This is a genomic window from Rhodococcus sp. AQ5-07, from assembly GCF_009707305.1.
In the GTDB taxonomy this organism is placed as follows: Bacteria; Actinomycetota; Actinomycetes; order Mycobacteriales; family Mycobacteriaceae; genus Rhodococcus_F; species Rhodococcus_F erythropolis.
Map to the genome: position 1 here is coordinate 1244172 of NZ_CP046099.1, position 23556 is coordinate 1267727.

Annotated in this window: 12 protein-coding genes and 1 tRNA gene; 5 read left to right on the forward strand and 8 right to left on the reverse strand. The window is 63.5% G+C overall.

All coding sequences use genetic code 11. The features are described from left to right. The first annotated feature begins 76 nt into the window (after positions 1–76). The 4 genes from GJB56_RS05940 to GJB56_RS05955 are packed head-to-tail and all read left to right on the forward strand — an operon-like array spanning position 77 to position 15756. Positions 77–12562 (forward strand): amino acid adenylation domain-containing protein, encoded by a 12486-nt coding sequence (locus GJB56_RS05940; protein ID WP_113684468.1) that lies wholly within the window; start codon positions 77–79, stop codon positions 12560–12562. A gap of 40 nt (positions 12563–12602) precedes the next feature. Beyond that, positions 12603–13616 carry a Fe2+-enterobactin ABC transporter substrate-binding protein gene (locus GJB56_RS05945; protein WP_029538034.1) on the forward strand — a complete coding sequence of 338 codons (1014 nt, stop codon included), beginning with the start codon at positions 12603–12605 and terminating at the stop codon, positions 13614–13616. Then, positions 13613–14914 (forward strand): enterobactin transporter EntS, encoded by a 1302-nt coding sequence (entS, locus tag GJB56_RS05950; RefSeq protein ID WP_070385278.1) that lies wholly within the window; start codon positions 13613–13615, stop codon positions 14912–14914. Before GJB56_RS05945 ends, entS begins: the two co-directional genes overlap by 4 nt. Continuing rightward, positions 14911–15756, forward strand: coding sequence for a siderophore-interacting protein (locus tag GJB56_RS05955; protein ID WP_113684469.1), 846 nt, complete (start codon positions 14911–14913; stop codon positions 15754–15756). The genes entS and GJB56_RS05955 overlap by 4 nt, the downstream gene beginning before the upstream one ends. Here GJB56_RS05955 and GJB56_RS05960 read toward each other — a convergent pair. Next, positions 15705–17153: an MFS transporter gene (locus tag GJB56_RS05960; protein ID WP_069146036.1), complete on the reverse strand. Its 1449-nt coding sequence runs from the start codon at positions 17151–17153 to the stop codon at positions 15705–15707. The genes GJB56_RS05955 and GJB56_RS05960 overlap by 52 nt on opposite strands. Positions 17154–17675: 522 nt before the next feature. Between GJB56_RS05960 and GJB56_RS05965 the strand changes: the two genes are divergently transcribed. Then, a complete protein-coding gene (locus GJB56_RS05965) occupies positions 17676–18095 on the forward strand; it encodes a hypothetical protein (protein WP_047889297.1) in 420 nt (139 codons plus the stop codon). A gap of 88 nt (positions 18096–18183) precedes the next feature. On the opposite strand, the gene GJB56_RS05970 is transcribed toward GJB56_RS05965, so the two are convergent. From GJB56_RS05970 to GJB56_RS06000, 7 genes are all read right to left on the reverse strand, one after another. Continuing rightward, positions 18184–19809, reverse strand: coding sequence for a hypothetical protein (locus tag GJB56_RS05970; RefSeq protein ID WP_047889318.1), 1626 nt, complete (start codon positions 19807–19809; stop codon positions 18184–18186). Beyond that, a complete protein-coding gene (locus tag GJB56_RS05975; protein ID WP_154606650.1) occupies positions 19806–20597 on the reverse strand; it encodes an ABC transporter ATP-binding protein in 792 nt (263 codons plus the stop codon). The genes GJB56_RS05970 and GJB56_RS05975 overlap by 4 nt, the downstream gene beginning before the upstream one ends. 121 nt (positions 20598–20718) lie before the next feature. Continuing rightward, a tRNA-Cys gene (locus tag GJB56_RS05980) sits at positions 20719–20789 on the reverse strand. A gap of 103 nt (positions 20790–20892) precedes the next feature. Then, a complete protein-coding gene (locus GJB56_RS05985; RefSeq protein ID WP_029255223.1) occupies positions 20893–21519 on the reverse strand; it encodes a class I SAM-dependent methyltransferase in 627 nt (208 codons plus the stop codon). A gap of 20 nt (positions 21520–21539) precedes the next feature. Beyond that, entirely contained in the window at positions 21540–22259 is a 720-nt protein-coding gene (locus GJB56_RS05990; RefSeq protein WP_080910511.1) for a hypothetical protein, read from the reverse strand. Further along, positions 22256–22840, reverse strand: a complete 585-nt coding sequence (locus tag GJB56_RS05995) for an RNA polymerase sigma factor (RefSeq protein ID WP_080910512.1) — start codon at positions 22838–22840, stop codon at positions 22256–22258. The genes GJB56_RS05990 and GJB56_RS05995 overlap by 4 nt, the downstream gene beginning before the upstream one ends. A 30-nt stretch (positions 22841–22870) precedes the next feature. Then, positions 22871–23554 (reverse strand): lysoplasmalogenase, encoded by a 684-nt coding sequence (locus GJB56_RS06000; RefSeq protein WP_031333292.1) that lies wholly within the window; start codon positions 23552–23554, stop codon positions 22871–22873. Between the last annotated feature and the right edge of the window lie 2 nt (positions 23555–23556).

Here is a 23556-nt window from a genome sequence, read left to right on the forward strand (position 1 = left end):
GCGAGGCGGATTCCCCGTTTCATCGACATTTAGTTTAGGCTACCCAAAACGACGTTAGGTCACCCTTGGGTGACGTGTGTCCACAGACGAGGGGATCAGTGTGAGCGTTCTTCCAGGTTCGAACTCCGGAGCGGCAAACGAAGCTACGTTTGCTCTCACAGGAGCTCAACTCGGGATTTGGAACGCACAGAGGCTTGATCCCGAATCTCGGAGCTATCTCGTCGGTGAGGTGCTCGAAATCTCGGGCGACGAACCGATCGACACCGAACTTCTGACGGCCGCCATCAGGGCGACGATCGGCGAAGCAGAAACCATGCGGCTGCGGATGATCGAGACGGCGGATGGTCCGCGTCAGTACATCTCCGACGAGCCGGTTGGCGTCATCCCGATCACCGACGTCCGTGACGAGCGCGATCCCGTAGCCGTGGCGCACGCACTGGTCGACGCCGAGCGCAGCCGGGCGTCCGAGTACTGCCGCTTGATGGTGGAGCGCCCGCTTTACACGTACTCGCTGATCAGGCTCTCCGATCGCGAGATCTGGTGCATTCAGCTCTATCACCACCTGATCGTCGACGGATACAGCGCAGCAATGATTTCGCGTCGTGTCGCCGCGCACTACACGGCCGCGAAGAAGGGAACCGAGGTCGCGCCAACGCGATTCGGTTCGATGAGTGCGTTGGTCGCCGAGGACGAGGCGTACCGGGCGGGCAACCAGTTCGTCGAAGATCGTGACTACTGGCGTGATGTCCTGACGCCTTTGCCCGCGTTGGACGGACGGGGCCAGCAGGTCACCGGTCCAGCGGAACGAACGATCCAGGTTCGCGAGGTCATCAGTGCCGACGCCCTCGGCCGCCTCAAAGAGGTGGCAGACGCGACGGGAACAACGTGGGCCGAGGCACTGATCGCCTGCTACGGCGCGTTTCTCCACCGGTTGCTCGGTGAGACGGATGTTGTCATCGCGATGCCACTCATGGCGCGCGTGGGGCGCACGGCACTCAAGACCCCGGCCATGGCAGTCAACGTTCTGCCTCTCCGGTTGACGATTCGCAGCCACGATCGACTCGGTGACCTGAGCAAGCAGGTGGCCGCCACGATGAAAAGCCTGCGCGCACACCAGCGCTACCGCGGTGAGAATCTTGCTCGGGACCTGGGCGTCGCCGGCACGGGCGCACTGCTTCACGGGATCGGAATCAATCTCAAGGCTTTCGACTTCGCCCTCGATTTCGCCGGCGCTGTGGGTGTACTACGTAACGTCGCCGGAGGTCCGCCCGAGGACCTGGGTTTGACGGTCACCCCCATCGCGGACGGCGAAGTTCTCCTCGGGTTCGAAGTGGACGCGCGCACCAACACTCGGGATTCGGTTCAGCGTCGCCTCGCTGGTTTCGTGAGCATCGTCAACGCGATGGTGGGGGAGGGAGACCCTGCCGTCGGACAGGTGCAGATGATGCCGGCACCCGAAGCTGCGCGGATCCTTGCCGGCCGTGAAATTGAACCTGTGCCTGGCTCCGTCGCCCTCGTCCCGGACGTCTTCGACCGCATCGTCGCCGATCATGCGGATGACACGGTCCTGGTGTGCGGTGAGGAACGTCTGACAGGCGCAGAACTCGGTGGCCGCGTCCACAAACTCGCCCGGTTGCTTCGGGCTCGCAATGTCGGCCCGGACGACATTGTCGGACTTGCGCTTCCGCGTACCTCCGAGATGGTGGTGGCTCTGCTCGCGACACTGAACGCTGGCGCAGCGTACGTGGCACTGGATCCGCAGCACCCGGCCGAGCGGTTGCGGGATCTGATCGACGACGCGCAACCGAAGGTGGTGCTCACCACTTCCACACTGGCTGAGCAACTCGTCGGAGATTCTCGACCCGACCCGCTCGTACTCGATTCCGCCGCAGTGCGCGAAGAACTCCGTGCCCATTCCGAGTTTCCACTCGAACTCGGTGAACTGGCGACGGCGCGGCATGTCGATCACCTGGCGTACGTCATCTACACCTCGGGATCGACAGGCAAGCCCAAGGGAGTGCTGGTCAGAAGCGGTGGATTGGCGCACCTGCTTCACCATCACCGCGCCACCATCTACCGGGACACGGCCGCGCGCGTCGGAAACCGGCAACTGCACACCGCGCATACGGCGTCGTTCGCCTTCGACGCGTCTCTCGATCAACTGCTGTGGCTGCTGTGTGGTCATCGGGTGCACGTATACGACGAAGAACTGCAGAAGGACGCCGTTGCCCTGGTCGCGGCGTTCGAGCGAGATTGCGTCGACGTGGTCGACACGACGCCGTCGATGGCGGCAGCGATGGTGGACAACGGATTGCTGCGCACGCAGCGGCTGCACCTGCTTGTCGTGGGCGGCGAGGCGGCACCGCCCGCACTGTGGGACGCGATCATCGAATCCGGCGTTCCCGCTCGAAACCTGTACGGCCCCACCGAAACGACGGTCGACGCGATCGCGACCACGGTCGAAGGTGCCGGACCGCGTATCGGGTACCCGCTCGCGGGAACCCGTGCGTACCTGCTCGACAGCGCGCTCGCGCCGGTCGCCGACGGCGAACGAGGTGAGCTCTATCTGGCCGGACCGCAATTGGCCAGGGGATACCTCGGTCGCGCCGGCGCGACCTCCGAGCGTTTTGTCGCAGATCCCTTCGGGGCTCCGGGAGATTTGATGTACCGCGCCGGGGACGTCGCGCGCTGGGTACCCGGGCGGGGATACGACTTCATCGGTCGTAGCGACAAGCAGGTGAAGATCCGCGGACATCGCGTCGAGTTGAGCGAGGTCGAGGCTGTTCTCGGATCGGTGCCCGGAATCGGCGCGGCCGCCGCGCTGATCCGTACGGATGGAGGACGGCCCAGCCTGGTCGGCTACGTTGTAGCCGCCGCCGGTACGACGCTTCCGCCGCAGGAAGAATTGCGCCGAGACCTCGCCGGTCGCGTACCGGATCATCTGGTTCCCGCCGCAATCGTCGTTCTGGACGAACTACCCGTCACGGTGAACGGAAAGCTCGATCGTGCGGCACTACCTGCGCCGGCTACCGAATCGGAAGGTCGCGCTGCATCCACACCACACGAGGAAATCCTCTGTGACGTGGTGGCCGAGGTGCTAGGCCGCGAGCGCGTCGGTGTGGACGAGGATTTCTTCGGCCTCGGTGGTGACAGCATCACGGCAATCAGTGTCAGCAGTCGCCTGCGGGTGCGCGGACTGGTCGTCGCTCCGAAAGAGCTACTGGCACAGCGAGATCTGGGAACCATCGCCGCTGCGGCGCGTGAGATTGCCGATGACGCCGACGCCGTAGCCTCGGTTGCGGACGTGGCGACCGGCACCGTGATCGCTCCGCCGATCGTTCGGGCACTGATCGACAAGAATCCGACAGACGAGGCAATCGCGGGCTACACGCAGTGGACCGCAGTGCGCATCGACGACGGCCTCTCGCTTGGCGACCTGCAGTCCGGCGTGCAGACGATCCTCGATCACCATGACGCTCTACGTCTGCTCCTGCGCCGTGACAATGACAGCGGCACTACCGAATTGATCGTCCGAGACGTCGGCGCGGTGCGCAGCGAGGGGCTCGTTCACGAGGTGTCCGACACCTCCGAGCCGTCCCGGATCAGAGAGCTCGCGGAGGCGTCGGCGGCGAGTCTCGACCCACGCGCCGGTGAACTCCTGCGAGTCGTACTGGTCAATACCGAGGCCGGTCGACCCGACCAATTGATCGTCGTGGCTCACCATTTGATCGTCGACGGTGTGTCCTGGCGAATTCTGCTTCCAGACCTCCACGAAGCTACCGATGCAGCGCGCGAGCGTAGGTCGGCCCGGCTGGGTGCTGGCGGAAGTTCGTGGCGCCGATACGCGGGGTTGCTCGCAGAATTCGGGACCTCGGGCAGCATGGCATCGGAGCTCGAGTACTGGAAGTCCGCGTCGGTACAGGCGGACGACGAGCCGATCGGCAGTCGTCGTCTCGACCCGAAAGTCGACCTCACCGCAACCGCCTCTCGCACGACAACTGTTGCACCCCCGGCTGTCACCGACGCGCTGTTGACCAGGCTTCCGGCGGCGTATCGAGCCAAGGCCGACGAAGTGCTTCTCGCGGGTTTGATGCTTGCCTTGCGCTCATGGCAGCACGGCCGCGGCCTCATCGGCCTGCCCGCGCAGACAGTCACCGTCGAAGGCCATGGCCGCGACGCGCTCACCAGCGACACCGACTTCGCCGGAACCATCGGGTGGTTCACCAGTGAGTTCCCCGTCCGGGTTCCCACCGATGCACTGCTCACCGCAGACGATCTTGCCGACGCACTGAGCGGCGGAGCAGCTGCCGGGCATCTGCTTCGTGCGGTGAAGGAAGCAAAACGCGCCGTACCCGGAGGTGGAGTCGGCTACGGAGTTCTGCGGCATCTGGATCGCGACACCGCACCTGACCTTTCCGCGTGCGCTACACCTGAACTGTTGCTCAACTATCTCGGCCGCTTCCCGTCCCTACCCGGAACCGGATGGCGATTGCCGGAGCAGGATCCATTCGCGGTCATCGAACCGGCGAGCAAGGCAATGTCGGAAGTGCTGGCGCTCAACGCATTTGTCCGAGAGGACGACTCGACGACGCTGGCAGTGGAATGGACTGCGGCGGGTTCAGTGCTCGACGCCGCGACGATCGTCGAGCTGCAAGAGCATTGGGAACGTGCGCTCGCTGCACTGACCGCGCATGCCGCGCTCTTCGAGGGTGGTTTGACGCCTTCCGATTGCTCGGCGACGATCTTCGGCCAGGGCGCGGTGGTCGATCAAGCCGGGATCAACGAACTCGAAGCCGTCCACGGACCGCTTGCCGATGTACTTCCGCTGTCGCCGCTACAAGAAGGCCTCCTGTTCCACGCGGTCCGTGACGGCGAAGCAGACGTCTACACACTTACTGCACGCTTCGACCTCTCCGGCCCGTTGGACGAGGTGAAGTTGGCCGACGCGTTCGAGACCGTGATCGACAGGCACCCGAACCTACGCGCAGCTTTCCACTACGAGCAGTTCGAACGGCCCGTTCAGATCATTCCGCGCGGTGCAAAAGTCGAGTGGCGTTCGGTCGACCTGACCTCCGTTCCAGCTGACACTGCATTCCGCTCTGCAGATCAGCTCGAGGACGAGGCCGCCGATTACGTCTTCGATGTCAGTACACCGCCTCTGCTGCGTGCGCTGCTGATTCGGCTGCCCGGCGGGGTGCACCGTTTGGTCCTCAATGCGCATCACCTGCTCACCGACGGGTGGTCGACTCCGATCGTCCTGCGCGAGCTGATGAACGTCTACCACGACGGCGATGCGCACCTTCCTGCGCCGACGCCGTATCGCGACTACTTGGCATGGATCGCCGGCCGTGATCAGGACTCTGCCCGCGCAGTGTGGAGTGAGCGTCTGCGTGGGCTCACCGCGCCGACTCTCGTTGCCGACGCAGGGGCGCCGCGAAGTGTGCCCGTCGCGCTCGAGGTTCCTCTCGCGACATCGGACGCCGAAGCGCTGATCGAACTCGGTCGTGCGCGAGCGCTGACGGTCAACACCCTGGTTCAGGGTGCGTGGGCGGCGGCGCTCGCCGAAGCGACGGGACAGTGGGACGTCGTGTTCGGGGCCACGGTGTCCGGCCGACCTGCCGAACTCTCCGGGGTGGAGGGAATGGTCGGGTTGTTCAGCAACACGATTCCGGCCCGCCTCGACATCGTCGCGGATCAGCCCTTGCTGGATCAGTTCGTCGGTCTGCAGAACGCGCAGTTCGACATCGTGGACGTCGAGCACACCAGTTTGGCCGAGATCGAACGCATCGCCGGGATCGGTCAACTGTTCGACACGCTCCTGGTGTTCGAGAACTTCCCGAACTCCGGTGCGGGACAGCCTGCATCGCACACACTTCGAGTCGAGGGATTCACCAACCGCGGAGTCACGCACTATCCGATGACGTTGATGGCGCCGCCGAGCACCGGTCTGGATCTGGTCCTGTACCACGATCCGGCAGTTGTCTCCGAAGCCACGGCGCAGCGAATGGTCACACGGCTCGCGGAGATCCTGCGTGGGTTGCTGACCGAGCCGACAGCTCCCGCATCCGCGGTGCTCTCGGTTGTCCGACAGACCCGCCGCGTTGCCGATGCGGTGGCTGTCACAAAAATGGTGGCTGTCACGAAAAAGGCGGCCGCGTCTGATCAAGCGATCGATGTCGATCCAGCGGTCGTCGATGCAGTGTGCGCCTGTGTCGCAACGGTGTTGGAGATTCCCGACGTCGATCCGGGTGACAATTTCTTCACTCTCGGCGGTCACTCGCTCACAGCGATGCGGTTGGTGGGAAGTCTGCGGAAGCTGGGAATACGCGTCGTCGTCTCCGATGTCTTCGACACCCCGACCCCCCTCGGTCTTGCAATGGCCGCACGCGTCGATCAGAAGAAGTTCTCGCCGGATTCGGTTGCTGTCGTCGATCGACCCGCCGTGACCGTGGCGACGTTCCGCGCCCCGGCAGTGGCGGGAAATCCTGATCACGAGCGGTATTGGGTTCGCACGCTCGCGGGCTTGCCCCTCGAAACGGACCTTCCCTACGATCGCCCGCGCGGCGAAGAGTGCCGCCCGCACACCTACGTTCGTCAGCTACGCGATGCTCGGTTCGGTGACGGATCAGGATTCGACGCGGTGCTGTTGGCCGCAGTGGCGGCGACGCTGAACGGCTTCGGTGGCGGTCGGGACCTTGCGGTCGGACTGTTCTCGGAAGGGACTGACAGCCTGATTCGGGTCGATCTGTCCGGTCGGCCGAGAATTGCCGATGTCGTTCGACGAGTCGAAAACGCTGTCTCTGAGGCACTTGCGCATTCCGATGTCAGCCTGGACCGAATCGCCGATCTACTCGGGCGTCCCACCAGCAGTCTGTTCGCTGCCCGTGTCGGTCACTCGCCCGGAAATAGCGTCGACCTCGAATTCGTCCGAACCGCAACAGAACTTCGATTGACGGTTGATGCCGGGCTGTTCGACGCCGCGACTGCGGACGCATTGCTCGACGGTGTGATCGCGGTCCTCGGTCACGAAAACAGCACTGTCGTCGCGGATCTGCGATTGTCGGAAAGCAAGTGGGATCGCGATCCGGGCCGACGCGCGACGCCGCCGTCGGGGATCTCGCAGTTGTTCGCTCGACACGTCAGCCGTCACCCCGACGACGTCGCGGTGATCTCCGGCGAGGTCGGAATTACCTATGGGGAACTGTCGGCGCGCGTCGACGAGCTGGCCCGCGAACTTCTCGCGACCGGCGCCGGACCCGAGAAGGTAGTCGCCGTCGCGCTCGATCGAGATGCGGATCTGGTGGCCGGACTGCTCGCGGTACTGCGTATTGGTGCGGCGTACCTGCCACTCGACGTCGACTACCCGAGTGAGCGGCTCGAGTTCATGATCGAGGACGCGGCCCCGGTGTGTGTCCTGACCAGTATCGACAGCGCCGGGCAACTTCCGTCGACGGTCGCCACGAGTGTCTTCGTGGACGGTGAGTTCACCAACTCGGGCGTTGTGCTTCCTTCACCGCCCGCGGCGGGTGATCACCTCGCCTACATGATCCACACCTCCGGTTCGACGGGTCGCCCCAAGGGAGTGATGGTCTCGACGGGCAACCTCGCGGCCTTCGCGGACACGGTACTCGAGGATTGCTGGATCAGGCCCGGCGATCGCATCGTCGCGGTGACAACGGTGTCGTTCGACATCGCCGCACTCGAGTTGCTGTGCCCGCTCGCAGCGGGCGCGACTGTCGTGATCGCAGACCGCAGGACGGTTCGCGATCCGGATGCGTTGTCGGCGTTGATCATCGCAAGCGATGCGACAGTGATGCAGGCAACGCCGGCTCTGTGGCGAGTGGTCACCGAACACGAGAACGCAGTCGGGCTCGCCATGGTGCGAGCCCTGGTGGGAGGGGAAGCCCTCCCGCAGGATCTGGCTGACGATCTGGTGGCCAACGCTGCTTCGGTCCGGAATGTCTACGGACCCACCGAGGCCACGGTGTGGGCGACATCTTCGGTCATCACGACCGGCGACCGAGTCACGATCGGTCAGCCCTGGACCGACGTGCACGTGCGAATCCTCGACGACGACCTGCGTGAGGTTCCGGAAGGCGTTGCGGGCGAGCTGTATCTGGGCGGTGCGCAGGTGGTCCGCGGATACCTGAATCGCCCCGATCTGACCGTAGCTCGGTTCGTTGCCGATCCTTCTCTGCCGGGGGCACGCCTCTACCGCACCGGTGATCTGGTCCGACGCAGGCGAGGGGTTTTGCAGTTCCTTCGTCGTGCGGACGATCAGGTGAAGGTTCGCGGTTTCCGCATCGAGCTCGGCGAGGTCGAAGGCGCGCTCGGATCGGTGGCCGGTGTGTTCCGCGCGGCAGCCACCGTCCGTGTCGATGCGGCGGGCACCGGAAGTCTGCACGGATATGTGGTTCCCGAAGGTGGAACCACGCTCGATTCGGTATTGGTGCGCAAGGAGATCGCGCGGCTGCTCCCCGAGCACATGGTGCCGCAGAGCATCACGGTGCTCGAGGCACTACCACTCACCCTCAACGGGAAGGTGGACCGGAAGGCATTGCCCGACACCGCGCCGGATCGCGTGCAGAGTCCGCTCGTGGCCGTCGATGCGGATCGTCGGGCACGGCTCGAGTCGCTGAGCCCGGGCTGGCAGGACGTGTTGCCACTCGGTCCCTTGCAGGAAGGCATGTACTTCCAATCGGTTCTCGACGGCGCCGGCGGTACGGATGTCTATCACATGCAGCCGCGATTCGAGTTCTCCGCCGATGCTGCCGTCGACGTTCGCTCACTCCGAGCAGCGGGGGATGCGCTCTTGCGGCGCTATCCGAACCTGCGGGCCGGCTTCACACATGCCGGTTTCGACGCTCCGGTGCAGTTCGTGCCCAGGGCAGCCGAAATGCCTTTCCGCGAGATCGATCTGAGCGCAGTTGCGACCGAGGACATCGATCGCGAGGTTCGCGCCGTCGACGAGGCCGAATTCGGCACGCTCTTCGACTTGAGTGCACCACCACTCATTCGAATGGTGCTGGTCTGGTTACCGGGCGGGGGAGCGCATCTCGTCTTCACTCAGCACCACCTGCTGACCGACGGTTGGTCGCAGACCTTGATGTACGCGGAGTTGTTTGCGCTCTACGAGTTTGCTCGCACTCACGGCACGGACCCGGTTGGACTCGACGGCGCGCTCGACAAGCCTGCGGACTTCCGTGATCACCTGCGATGGATCGCCGAAGCGGATCGCACGGACGCCCTCTCGTCCTGGAAGGGCTACCTCGCGGATCTCGGGCAACCCACACTCGTGGGTGGTACGGGATCAGGCGGGCGTGCCCCGTTGCCGGTGTTCACCCGGGTTCAGCTCGAACAGAGCATCACCGAGCACGTTCGCGAGCTGGCCAGACGTAGCGGAGTGACGCTGTCCACCGTCGTCTCTGCGGCGTGGGGCCTGGCATTGCGCGCCGTGACGGGGCGTGACGACGTGGTCTTCGGATCGACGGTTTCGGGACGTTCACCCGAGGTCGAGGGCGCCGACCGCATGGTGGGCTTGGCGCTCAACACCATTCCCGTGCGTGTCCGGGTCCGGCCAGGCGAGGAGATCTCGGCGTTGCTCGGACGCCTGTTCCGTGAACAGGGTTCGCTGCTTGGGCATCACCATCTCGGGCTCGGCGACGTGCAGCGAAGCGCTGGGTTCGCAACACTGTTCGACACGCTCTACGTCTTCCGCAACACGCCTCGTGACGAACAGGCACGTCGAGACACGTTCGGGCGCAGTGGAATCGTCGGGTTCGACGCAGTGGACGGCACCCACTATGCGCTCACGCTCGACGTGGATCCGGGTGTCGGGGATGCGCCGATGGCGCTCACTCTCGAAAATCGTCCCGACCTGATTCCCCACGACGTGGCTCGGGACGTTCTTTCACGCACCATCACGATCCTCGAAGTGATGGCTAATTCCGATACCGCCACGGTGGCGGACACGGCGGTTCCGCTTTCGCGCACCCCCGCGGAATTCGCTTCGGAGCACATTGTGATGCCGCGGCCGGACCAGGCCGGCGGTAGCGTGGACGCCTTGCTCCGCGAAAGGGCAGCGGCAACTCCGGACGAGACGGCGCTGGTCTTCGGAGACGTCACACTGACCGCAGCCGAGATGAACACTCGAGTGGACAGGCTGGCACGGATACTCGCTTCGGCGCTGGGGCAGTCGGTGCCAGGCGCGGGATCGACCCGTGTTGTGGCGCTCGCACTTCCGCGTACCGCCGATCACGTCGTAGCGATCTTCGCGGTCATGAGAACCGGAGCGGCATACCTTCCCTTGGATCTGGCTCACCCGCCGGCACGCCTGCGCGAACTGATCCTCGACAGCGATGCGGCGCTGGTGATCACCACGACTCAGACGCGTGACCTTGTTGTTCCGGACGGACAGGTATGTCTGGTCCTCGACGACCCGGACGTAACCGGGGTACTCGACGGGCAGTCCCCGGCACCTGTAGTCGACGAGGCCGCGGTGTGCGGGCCGACCTCACCGGACCAGCCTGCCTACGTCATCTACACCTCGGGCAGTACCGGAAAACCCAAGGGCGTCGTGGTGGGTCACCGCGGGTTGACGACGATGTATCACAATCACAAGGCCGAGATCTTCACTCCGACCGAAAACAGTGTGGGTGGCCGACGTTTGCGCATCGCGCACACAGTCTCGTTCTCGTTCGACATGTCGTGGGAGGAACTGTTCTGGTTGCTCGCGGGGCATGAAGTTCACGTGATCGACGAGCAGGCGCGACTGGACCCCGCGTCTCTGGTGAAGCATTACCGCGAAGTCGGTATCGACGTCGTGAATGTAACCCCCTCGTATGCACGGGAACTGATGGCCGCCGGTCTCCTCGACGGGGAGCGGACGCCTGTGTTGGTGATGCTCGGAGGAGAAGCTGTACCTGCCGAACTGTGGTCGCGATTGCGCGATCAGGACGGTGTCGACGGGTACGACCTTTACGGGCCGACGGAGTTCACGATCAACGCGATGGGATCCCCGGTTCAGGGGAGCGAGACACCGTGCTTGGGTCGTCCGATTCTGAACGCGTCCGCGCGGGTACTCGATTCGGGGCTGCGGGAGGTTCCGATCGGAGCGGCGGGCGAGCTGTACATGTCCGGTGACGGAACGGCGATGGGTTACCTTCACCGGACCGCGCTGACATCTTCCGTATTCGTCGCTGATCCCTACTCGGTCGGTCACCGCATGTACCGCACGGGTGACGTCGTTCTGCGTCGCCGCGACGGCGAACTCGAATATCTGGGTCGCGCAGACCATCAGGTCAAGATCCGAGGCATTCGGATCGAATTGGGTGAAGTGGAATCCGCGCTGGCGTCGTTGCCGGGAGTGTTGAGAGCGGCAGCGTCAGTCCGTAGCGAAGGCGGTGGGCCGCCGCGACTGGTCGGGTACGTCATCGAAGAACCCGGCGCTGATTCAACCGATCTGCGAGCTGCGTTGCGGGAACGCGTACCGGCACACCTGGTTCCGTCGGACATCGTCGTCGTGGATTCGATTCCGCTGACGCCCAACGGAAAACTGGACCGCGGTGCGTTGCCGGCACCCCCCGCCCGAGCAGCGGCCCGAGCACCGCGAACCGAGATGGAAAGGCAACTGTGCCAGGTCTTTGCGCGGGTACTCGGCGTCGAGGCCGTCGATCCCGACGAGAGCTTCTTCGATCTCGGCGGCGACTCGCTTCGAGCCATGCGACTGGTGGGGGAGATGGAGCATGACCTGTCGGTGAGCGTCGGTGTGGGAACGCTGATGGCCCGTCCGACAGTTGCAGAACTTGCAGCACACCTTGGCGAGTCGGCGTCCGAAATCGATTTAAGTCGCGATCGCCTTCTGACACTCCGAGCCGAAGGCAGCGAAGAACCACTGTTCTGCGTGCATCCGGCCGGTGGATTCGCTTGGCCCTTTGCACCTTTGATCGGTGTCCTCGAGGCTGACCGTCCACTGTTCGGCCTGCAACTTCCCACAGTTGCCGGTGAGCCACTCGAACCGACGAACGTGGACCAACTGGCAGCGATGTACGTCGACACGATTCGGGGCGTTCAGCCGAGCGGGCCGTACCACCTGCTCGGCTACTCGTTCGGTGGCAACGTCGTTGCCGCGATGGCGGCTCAGCTGGTCGGTATCGGCGAGACGGTGGAGTTCGCCGGTCTGATCGATACTCATCCACTGGGAGATCGTGACGATCGCGGTCGCGACGATGCCGACGACCGAGATCTGGCCGCCGCCCTGCCACCCGAGATCCTCACTCAGGCACCGGGACTGGTCGAGGATGTTCGGGCGGGTTTTGATGCCACTCGTTTGCTCGTGGCCCGCTCGACTGACACAACCTACGACGGACCGGTTACTCTGATCACCGCCGACGCCGAGGCGTCCGGACAGCTGCTGGCCGATCGCTGGCGCAGAGTCCGCGGGGACCGGGACATGGCAGTACACCATCTGCCGTACGACCACGCCGGATTGGTGACCCCAGCCGGGTGGGCGGCAATTGCCCCGCTGCTCGACAGCCATTTGTCGAAACGCACGGCCACATAGTTTGAAAACCACACAGTTGAAACACAATGGGAGCTCAATGATGAAGTCCACACCGCCCCTCGCGATACGGAGTTGGCGACGATTCGTCGCCATCGCAGGGTTGCTGATCGTCGCACTCGTGGCGATGATCGGTTGCAGTAGCGATTCGAACGACGAACCGACCAAGGCTGCAGAGCCCACGACGCGCGTGATCGAAACCGAAAAGGGCTCGGTCACCGTGCCCGCGTCGGCGGAGCGCATCGTGGTTCTGAGCGGCGGTCTCGCCGGATACCTGTACGCCCTGGACGCACCGGTGGTTGCCACCGATACCCGCGTCCTCGGTGTCACGAACCTCGACGGTGGATTCCCGCCGGCATGGTCGGATGCCGCAAAGGCGCAGGGCACCAAGGAATTGCCGGCCGGCGAGCAGCTCAACATCGAAGCCGTCGCGGCGGCTGAACCCGACCTGATCATCGGCGGTGGACAGGGCATCACCTCGGTTCAGGCCGAGGAACTCTACGACCAGCTGACTGCTATCGCACCCACCGTGTTGGTCCCCAAGACGGTTGCCAACTGGGACAAGCAGCTCGAGATCGTCGCCGATGCCGCAGGTCGTTCGGACAAGGTTCCGGCACTGATCAGCGCGTACGACGACAAGGTCAAAGAGGTCAAGGGCAAGATCAAGGTTCCCGAGGGCAACGTCGTCTACATTCTCTCGCTCGCCAACAACAAGCCGTACCTCGTGCCGCCGACGGCAGCGCTCCCCGCAATGCTCGCCGAGCTCGGTTTCAAGGCCGACGACGTCATGGCCAAGGCCGGCAACCCGCAGCTCTTCGGCTCGGGTGACTCGTTCGAGGTCAGCCCGGAACTGCTCTCGCAGGTCGCCGATGCTCCTGTCGCCTTTGTGATTCCGGTGTCCGGTCGCCCGATGGCCGAACTTGCCACCGATCCGCTCTACTCGCAGCTGCCGTCCTTCAAGGCAGGCACGACGTTCGAGCTCCCCGCCACCAGCTACCGTCCTGACTACGACGGCGCAATGGCTACGCTCGACCTGATCGGCCAGACCTTCGCATGACTCGATTCGGTGGGCTGGTGATCGATGTTTCACCGTTGCGGACCAGCCGTCCATTCAGGTACGCGTTTTCCGCGCGATTGATCTCGCTGCTCGGGATCGGACTGCTCGTCGTAGCCGTTCCCGCACAGACGTACCAGCTCACCGGCTCGACCTTGCAGGTTGCCGGAGTGTCCACGGCGATGGCCATCGCCATGTTCTTCGGCAGCCTGTTCGGCGGTGTGCTCGCTGATCGTTACGACCGGCGACGCACCATCCAGTTGGCCCGCAGTGCTGCGGGTCTCGGCTTTGTCATTCTCGGGTGCAATGCGCTCTTGCCACACCCGTCGATGTGGGTCATCTACGTCGCGGCAGCCGTCGACGGCTTGGCCGGCGGTGTCAGCAGCTCGGCCTTGATGGCTTTGATGCCGACGTTGTTGCCGCGCAACAAGATGGCTGCGGCCGGCGCTTTGGTAGCGCTGACCACCGACATCGGGACGATGATCTCGCCGGCAATCGCCGGCGTGATCATCGCCTCCGGCGGCATCCCCGCGACATACTTTGTTGCTGCGGTGGCCACCGCAGCAACTGTCACGTTGTTCCAAGCCATCGGCCCTTCCCCTGCACCGGGCACGAATCACGAAAGCCCGATGCGCGCGCTTGTGACCGGCGTGAAATTCGCCGGCACGCACACAGTCATTCGCGGCATCCTGATCAGCGGACTGTTGGTCATGTTCGTCAGCGGGCCTATGGTGTTGCTGCCTGCCTTCGTCGACCAGGTTCTCGGCGGCGGACCCACCATGCTCGGTCTGCTCTACGGCGCCCCCGCTGTCGGCGCTGTGATCGGTTCACTCACCAGCGGTTGGACGGGACGAGTCCACCGCAACGGCGCCGCGATGTTGATCTCTGTTGCGCTGATGCCTCTCGGCCTGGTGGTACTGGGTGCGTCGGGAGCAGCGATTGTCGCGTTCCTGGGCCTGGCCGGATTCGGCCTCGGCCGCGCACTCAACGACATTCTGAGATTTGCAGTCCTTCAACAGAACACGCCGGACGAATTGCGCGGACGCGTGTCCAGTCTGTGGATGGTGCAAGCCGTCACGGGTACGGCGATCGGTTCGATGGCAGCCGGGTTCCTCGGGCAGTGGCTCGAGCCTGGCGCCGCGCTACTGGTCTTGGGGCTCGCCGGTGTGACACTGGGCCTGGTGCTCCTGGCAGCATTGGGTTCGGTGCGCCGGGTAACTTCGGAGATCAACGAAGTCGATCTCTCCGAAAACACTGTGCCGGTGGGGAATGCTCCGCCGGAAAAGGAAGGTAGTTCATGAACCGAGGAGACCACCTCGCGACCATCGCCGAAGTTCTGGCGGGAACCACCGGCGCAAAAGTGCCGTACCCCATCGGCATTCGCGAACTCGAAGTTGTTCGCAGCGAAATGGTCGGGACCGGACTGTTGCGTCTGACCTTGGGTGGACCGGAGTTGGAGGGCTTCGAATCGCACGCTCCCGACGAGCATGTCCGCCTGGTGTACCCGGATGCAGACGGAACTTTGCGTCTACCCGAACGCGACGGATTCAGCCTGAAGTGGCCTCGTCCATTGCCGATCTCGCGTGAGTACACCGTCCGTCGATACGACGCCGAGGCGGGGGAGCTGGACCTCGACTTCGCGCTCCACGAAGGTGGGTACGCCTCTGATTGGGCTCAGGCGGCCACCGTCGGCACTCGGGTGCACGTGGCAGGTCCGCCCGGCGGCGTCGTAGTTCCATGGACGTACGACCGCTATCTGCTGGCCGGTGACATCACCGCCCTTCCTGCCATTGCTCGTTGGCTCGAGATGATGCCCGCTGCTGCCGCCGGGTGGGTGTTCGTCGAGATCACCGACCCTTCACAGGAAATCGAACTCACTGTTCCGGAAAGAGTCGAGGTGCGATGGCTGCACCGCGGTGACGTCCCAGCCGGTCACTCGGATCTGCTCGAGCAGGCAGTCCGGACGGTCACCGTGCCCGAAGGTGAGCGCGTCTACGCCTGGATCTCCGGTGAGGCCACCAGTCTCAAGCCGATTCGCAGATTCGTGCGCGACGAACTCGGCCTGAGTTCGGGCGACCACCTGATCACGGGCTACTGGAAGCGCGGAGTCGCAGACTTCGACGAGGACGACGACGACCACTGAACATCGGTTGACGCCGGTTTCGGCATCGTCACCGCGACAACGAGTCCGACAATCGCAACGATTGCCGCCACTCCGAAAGCCGTGGCGAATGCCGAGTGCTGGGGAAGGCCGCCGGATGAAGTCGCGCTCGCGATGATCCCGGCGGCAATTTGGGTTCCCACAGCAGAACCCAGCGATCTGGCGATCGTGACTATTGCCGTCGTGACACCTACGCGGTCTGCCGGTGCGCTGTCGGCGGAGATGACGAACACTGCCGTCGACGCGGCGGCAACGCCGGTACCCGCAAGGATCAGCACCACAACGATCTGCCACATCGTGGTTGCAAAGACCCCGGCGGCGCCGCTGAGGCCGAGAAAGGCAACTCCCGCTACCGCAATGGCTTTCGTGCCGACCCGTTGCGCGAGCTTTCCGGAGATCACCGACGCGATGACCGCTGCGCCGTAGCCGACGCACAGCAGGAAGCCGATGGCGCTGGTCGACGCACCGCGGCCGAATCCGCTCTCTGCCGGCACGGCGAGTTGCTGCGGAAGTAGATAGACAACAGCGCCGTAGGTGAACCCGAAAACCACGCCGACGACCACGGCGCTCCACATCGAACGATGCCGCATCATCGTCAGGTCGACCATCGGCTCGGTTGTCCGGCTCTGATACCTGGCCCAGATCGTGAACACGGCAGCGGAAGCGAGAAGCAGCAGCATCGACGTCGGTGCGCCCCACCCGTTGCTCGATGCGCTCGCCAGCCACGCCGTCAGCGTCAACAAGCCCAGAGCCAATCCGGCAGCTCCCGGCCAATCGAGTCGGCCGCCGACGTTCGACATATGATCTCGTGGTGTGCTCACGGCAAAAGCAATTGCGCCGAGCAAAACGAACGCGGTCGGAACTGCATACATCGCGGTGCGTGAGACGTTTTCCGCGACGGGTCCCGCCAGCACGACTCCCAGAGCGCCGCCGGCCACGACGACAGCCCCGAGCAAACCCGTGGCCGTCTTGAGTCGGTCCGAGGACAAAGTGCGTCGTAGGACCACGAAGCTCACGGGCAACAACCCGAGCCCGAATCCCTGGAGAAACTGGCCGAGGACGAACAGCGGGAAGATCGTTGCAAGAGCGGACACGCTGCCGCCCAGGACGACGATTGTCGTGATCGCGAGCAAGGTGGGGCGGGCGCCGTACACGTCGGCTATTCGCCCGGCCATCGGCGTGACGAGAACAGTGCTCAACGTCAGAGCGACGGATGCGAGCGCTCCGACGTCGGCCGTCACTCCGAAGTCTCTCTGTATCAGGGGGAGTGCGGGGACGATGATGCTTTCGAGCGCGGCGACGGCAGCGATCAGCAGGGTCAGGCTTGCGATAGTTGCTACCGGTCGCGGCTGATTTCCGGAGATGCTCTCTGTGGTCATCGTGCTCTCTTTCGATCGGGGAGTGAGGGGCTTCTGGACACGACGAAGCGCCGCCCCAGCAAGAGTCCGGAAGGGTTGTGGCACTGGGTATATAGGTCAGTGCGGTAGAGCGTCTTGTTATTTCGTTACGCGTACCGTTATTGTGGAGAAATGTAATCGGATTCAGCGCACAAAGCAAGAGCCGGATGGGGCGGAATTGGCGCGAAGTATCGCGAGACCACAACCGGCAGACTTTCGCTGTTGTGGTCGGTCAGGGTCAGGTGATGTGACGATGAGGCGTATTTCTCGTCGAACATGACGCTGGTCACCAAAAGGGCTCTGCCAGCAGGGAGTTCATCTGCCGGACACATCCAAGGTCCCCGTTTGAATGCCGGGTTTGTTAGCTTTCTGCCTGTGACGCGACGTCACGGAAAGTTCACGAATCACGGAGGATCATCATGGGTTCTATTTCAACGATCATCGGCATCTTCGAGCTCTACAAGCTGCTCGAGCCGCTGCTGAGTTCGCTGAGCTGATTCAGGTGTGATTTCGCTGTCGAGCCGGGGCGCCGAGGGACTCGGCTCGGCAGCGGATCTCGAGGATCCGGCGCGATCAGGACCCGTGGAACGGATGTCGGCACCGGCAGAATTCCATCGCTCCGGTGTAGTGGTCCATCACCAGGATTTCTGCGCACCGAGCGGGCTGCGGTGCGAACCTGAGGCAGCGCTCGATCCAGCCGCGCTCGAGCGAAGGGGCCGGGTGCGCGCAGTTCCCGCATCGGCCGGGACGTTCGGCGACACGTACGGAACCGTGGTGCTCCGGGGGCATGCCAAACATCTTGGTGGTGCGATGTTTCCAGGGCAATGGTTCGGCTCGAGCGGAAGCTATGTCACGAAAGCGCGACGGCGATATGCGAGGACCGAACCCGATGAGGCTGCCCTACCTGGCTACCTGGCTACCTGATAGATCCGATTGTCCAGACTGAGTTTTTTGGTGCAAGCTGCGGCTACTGCGCTGACGCCCAGAAATTCTCGGACTATCTGGGCAACGATCATGTGGTGGTAACCGCGAACAGAATCCGATCCGGCTCGCGTTGCATACGGGTGATCGCGACGCGGCCCCCGATCCAAGCACCAAGTGCACCAATCGCAACAGCGACAGGGATGGCGAAATAGTTGACCGGGTTCGGTAGCAGCGCCCCGAGTAGAACGCCGGGCGCCGTTGTCGCGGCGAAGATGACGATGGCGAGGATGATCAGTCCGAAGGACGAGCCGTTGAAGGACCCGCGGGTGTTGAAGGAGAACGTCTTCTTCATCTCCGGAACCGGGTAGGGCGCTTTGGCGGATATCGCCACTACCAATCCTGCACCGACTCCCATCATCGAAATGCCGACGGCGATCGGCACGGCCAGTCGGTCGGTCCCGAGGTCCCCGAAGATCCGTACAGCAGCTGTTGCGACGACCACGAAGGGTGTCATCACGATTGCCCACGCGATTTGTCGGCCCCGGACGTCAGCGGCAGCGGCTTCGGGGATCATCACCAGATGCCAGATCGATGCGCCGTCGAATCCGTACAGATTCGATCCGGCTGCCATTGCCAGGTAGATCAGGAACCAGGCACCCCATGCGGCGGAGAAGGGGATCGATGACGAGATCAGCGGTCCGAAGCCGGAGACCAAGGTCATGATGGCAACGGAGAGCAGTTGTGTTCGTCGGCGCATGTCTCCGTGCCAGAGCGAAAGCTCGCGAGAGATGACGGTGCCCAGTCGGGATGCGCGCCAACCGGTTCGAATGTCGCGGCCCTGGTTCTTCAATTGCACGGAAGTGGCGCCCGCTGATTCTGCGACCTTCCCGTTGAAGTAGCGAACGACCAGGCGTTGCCATGACCACAGCAGTGCGAGATCGACCAGCACCAGGGCGAGGACTGCTCCGGCGGCGAGGAGCCAGGCGCCTCCTGCTGCTGCGTCGACACTGGTGATTCCCCACGCGAACGGTATCGAATGCGCGACCGTGAGCGGCCACGTGACGTCGCCGTCCACGACCGTGCCGAGGCGACTCTGCAGCGGAAATTGCAGCAGATACAGTCCGCCGAAGAACGTGCCGAATACCAACAGTCCCAGTTCGCGGCTGCGACGACTCCGCAGGAGCTGCGACATCGCCAGCATCGCGACCCGTGAGGTGCCGACAATGAGCAGGACCGTTGCGGGCCAAGCGATAATGGCCAATGGCAGTGCGGCAGGGTGGTGTGTAGCGGCATAAATTGGAATCGCTGCTGCAGCCAACGCGGTAATCGGCACGGTCATACCGACCAGCGACGTCGAGAACAGTGCTCTGGCGAGTCGGACGGGTTCCAGGGGGAGTAGTTGGAACTGTCTGGGGTGAAGATTGTCATCTGACAGACCAGACATGATCGGCATCAAGATCCACATCACGCCGATAGCCGACAGTGCGAGACTGGTTGTGCCGCTGACGAGTTCGGAAGAGCCCGCGCTCGTCCCCGAGGCTTGCAGGCACAGCAGAGCCGCCCCCAGAACCCCGAAGAGTGCTGCCACGACTTTGATGACGGCTCTGCCGCCGGTGAATTGACGTTTGTAGAGGGTCATGCGCATTCGAAGGACCGTGCGCCACACAGAGTCCGACGTGTTCCAGTGTGTCGGTGAAAAGCTGGTGGTGGTCATGCGCGCATCCATGACAGTCCGTCGGGATTGGGACTGCGGCTGCCGACAAGACGAACGAATGCCTCGTCGAGTGTGTTGCCTGCGCGCACCTCGTCGACCGTTCCTGAAGCCACGACGCGCCCGTCTGCGATGACTCCGATGTGAGTACACAGTTGTTCGACAAGGGCCATCACGTGACTGGAAAGAATGACCGAGCCACCTGAGTGGACGAACGAGAGCAGAATGCTCCGAATTCCGGCCGAAGAAATGGGGTCGACAGCTTCGAACGGCTCATCCAGTACCAGTAAGCGAGGGCCGTGCAACAAGGCCGAGGCCAACCCGATTTTCTTCGTCATACCCGCTGAATAGTCGGCGATGACCGTTCCACCTGCATCGGCGAGATCGAGCGCGGCCAACAGTTCGTCGCGTCGTGACGCGATGACGTCCTCTGGCATGCCGCGCAGTCGCCCGAAATAGGTGAGTAGTTCATGGCCGGTGAACTGGGCGGGTAGCGCCAGACCGTCGGGTAGAACGCCGAGCAGACTCTTCGCTTCGACAGGGTCGTTCCACACGTCGTAGCCGTACACCAGGCTGCGACCGTAGTGCGGGCGAAGCAATCCGACAGCCATCGACAGTGTGGTCGTTTTTCCCGCACCGTTAGGGCCCACCAGGCCGAACAACGAACCTGAGGGCACCGCGAGGGAAAGGTCGTTCACAGCAACTTTCGCGCCGAACGCCATGCAGAGGTGTTCCACCTGTAAGGCCATCGGCCCGGGAGGCAACTGGCCTGTCTCGGGGAGAGGGTGCATCGATCGAGGGTAACTGTCCGGAGCCCTGTGCGCGGAGACAGAGCGGAGCGATGCAGGCTGCGTGCACCGAATGTCATTGGTAGGTGGTTGGTCGCGGCATGAGTCGCTGGTTCGCAAGCTGAGCGGATGGCAGGAGTCGAACCTGCGTGGACGGTTTTGCAGACCGCTGCCTTGCCGCTCGGCCACACCCGCATTGATCCAATTATGTTCGTAGTGAACAACAGTCGCCAGGATTGTGATCAGGGTGAATTGATCGCCATGTGACGGATTGTGGGGAAGGCGGTGAACTGGCGGGCTAGGCGCGGGAGAACACCGCGACCAGGAATTCGGAATTGTCCTTGAACGGGCGCAGGTCCCACGTGGACAGCAGCAGATCAGCCTCGAGGCCACTCGCGGCCGCGTCGGCGAGAAACTCGGGGAACTCGTAGCCACGGCCGGCACCGAATCCGATGACCACTCGGCCGCTCGGAGCGAGATGACCAGCAAATCCTGACAATACTGCGTGCCTGGTTGACGGAGCGAGAAACGCCATCACGTTGCCTGCCGACACGATGACGTCGAAATTCGCCTCGACACCGCGGGCCGGTAGATCGAGCTCGGAGAGATCGCCGACAAGCCACGTCGGGCCGGGGTGGTCCTCCTCCGCGGCAGCGATGAGAACCGGGTCAACGTCGACTCCGACAACCACATGCCCGACGTCGTGCAGATAACCGCCGAGTCGGCCCGGCCCGCACCCTGCATCGAGAACCCGGCCACCGCGTCCGAGCATCGCGTCGATCAAACGTGCTTCCCCGACAATGTCCTTGCCGTCCGCTCTCATGGAACGGAAACGCTCGACATATCGTGTGGAATGCGTCGAGTCGGCTGCAGTGATCTCTTCCCACTGGCTGGGGATGCGCTCGTTCGGGGCCTGTGCAGTCATCTTTCGAGGGTACCGACAGCTCACCGGGTGCCGACGACCGTCCCGTCTGCGGCATATCCGACGAGAGTTGGACGCGGGAAGGTGAGCGAGAGGGGAATCCATCCGTAGAAGCGGTCTTCGGCAAGAATTGTCGGATAGATTTGGCCGTCTGCGGTGTGAAGTTCGGCCCGAACGGCACCTCCCGCCCCTGCGTCGTAGGTCGCCTCGTGCGAACCGGCCTCGTACCCGGCGCCGCCCCCGAATGAATCTGCGCCGTACAAGTCGTCGTTCGATCTGCAGCCGTGTCCGAGGCTGATGAATTTCGACGGACCAACCTTGTCGGTCTCGGATGACGTCTCGAAAACCGGGGCGACGCACCTCCAGCCATCAGCGCCGTGGGCAACGAAGACGCTGAACACGGTTCCGTCAGGTCCGGGGATGGACCCGACCCGCTCGGCGGTGGACGGATCTATTCCGCCGTTGGTTCCCGGCATGGTCTGCCAACCCGAGTACATATCCGTAAACGGTTTAGGCATCATCGCCGTGGCAGCAGCGCAGCCCACCATTCCCGCTGCACAGAGCATCGCGACGAGAGCTACGGCGCCTACCCGGCGGCGTGGAACTCTGGGTGTTCCAATGTTGTTTTCGTCAGCGATGATTCGGATGCGAGCGGCAACCTGGACGTTCTCGGGCCAGAGTTCGGCGGAAAGAGAATCGGTCGGCCGCAGCTTCTCGAGGGTGGTCAGCAAATCTTTGCTCATGGAGTACTCCCGTGTTCGGCGGCAGCGCAAGGTCGGGCGGTGTTCATCGGGATCGCGGTGTCAGGTTCTGAAGCCAACCCGGTGCTCAATCGACGCCGAGCGCGAAAGAGTCGAACATGCATGGCTGGAACCGAACACCCGGCGACCCGCGCTGCTTCGGTGGCGGTCAATCCGTCCCAGGCAGTCAGGAGTAGGGCTTCACGCTCGGTGACGGTGAGTGTTGCCAGTGCTTCGAGCAGTTCCGTGCGGTCGGTGACAGTAACGTCGGCGCCCGGCGTCGATGCCGCGATCTGCTCGATTCGTCGCATCTTCTCGGTCAACGCATCGTGGCGCCGAACACTTCGACGGTTGTTGTTCAGGGTGTTTCGAGCCACCACCAACAGCCATGGAAGTGCCTGTTCGGGCACCTCGTCCAAGCGTCGCCAGACAACGAGGAACGTCTCGGAGACAACTTCCTGTGCGCTGTGATGATCAACGTGGCGGCAGGTGTACGCGAACACCCGACCGGCGTAGGCGTCCCACAGGACGGTGAAACGCTCTTCGTCGCTCGGTGGTGGCCCGTCCTCGGATTTCGGCGTCATAAGAAGAGATGTCCGGCTGGTTGCTGATCCTTACAGCGTGGGCGCCAATGGACGGTATGCCGTGTTACTCCGGCCGAGGATTCCGACGGTCAGGAGCAACAACGCAAGGATGTACAGCGTCATGATCCAGATGCCGGCAGCGGCAGGCTGCCACTTGTTCGCCTGACCGAGCAGGATCAGGGCGTCAGAGGTGAGGAACAGTGCGCCGCCGATACCGGTGATCGTGTTGTAGGCCAGTGCGGTGGACGCGGTTCCCACCAGGATTGCGGCGTACACAGGGACGGCAATCCGAAGTGCCGGTTCGAGACCGGTCCAGGCGTACGACACAAGGGCAATTCCGGCAACGGCGTACGCGCACAAAAACCATGGCCGCCTTCGTATCTCCCGAAGAGCGCCGTGCGAGAGAAAGAATCGGATGAAACAGACGTGACCGATCGCGAAGGCGGCCATCCCGATGACAAACGTGGAGTCCCAGATCAGGAACAGGTCTCCGAAAGCGCAGGCAATCAGCGCAGCAGCAACAATCCTCGGTCCGCCTTGGTCGACAACCCAGGCAGCCAGAATCGGCGCGAGCATGACCTTGGTGATCCCGTCCCAGGGCACAGCATCAGCGGCATTCAGGATCAGATGAAGAATCGCCACCGCGGAAAACCCGACAAACCATGGCGACCGGAAGGTACTCGGCAGTCCGGCGTCGCGAACAGATTCACGCATCG

Bases quoted from the DNA above. Each gene is read 5' to 3' on its own strand.
- GJB56_RS05990 (WP_080910511.1), bottom strand. From the start codon at position 22,259: ATGAGCAAAGATTTGCTGACCACCCTCGAGAAGCTGCGGCCGACCGAT.
- GJB56_RS05960 (WP_069146036.1), bottom strand. From the start codon at position 17,153: ATGACCACAGAGAGCATCTCCGGAAATCAGCCGCGACCGGTAGCAACT.
- GJB56_RS05975 (WP_154606650.1), bottom strand. From the start codon at position 20,597: ATGCACCCTCTCCCCGAGACAGGCCAGTTGCCTCCCGGGCCGATGGCC.
- entS (WP_070385278.1), top strand. From the start codon at position 13,613: ATGACTCGATTCGGTGGGCTGGTGATCGATGTTTCACCGTTGCGGACC.
- GJB56_RS05985 (WP_029255223.1), bottom strand. From the start codon at position 21,519: ATGACTGCACAGGCCCCGAACGAGCGCATCCCCAGCCAGTGGGAAGAG.
- GJB56_RS06000 (WP_031333292.1), bottom strand. From the start codon at position 23,554: ATGCGTGAATCTGTTCGCGACGCCGGACTGCCGAGTACCTTCCGGTCG.
- GJB56_RS05995 (WP_080910512.1), bottom strand. From the start codon at position 22,840: ATGACGCCGAAATCCGAGGACGGGCCACCACCGAGCGACGAAGAGCGT.
- GJB56_RS05955 (WP_113684469.1), top strand. From the start codon at position 14,911: ATGAACCGAGGAGACCACCTCGCGACCATCGCCGAAGTTCTGGCGGGA.
- GJB56_RS05970 (WP_047889318.1), bottom strand. From the start codon at position 19,809: ATGACCACCACCAGCTTTTCACCGACACACTGGAACACGTCGGACTCT.
- GJB56_RS05945 (WP_029538034.1), top strand. From the start codon at position 12,603: ATGAAGTCCACACCGCCCCTCGCGATACGGAGTTGGCGACGATTCGTC.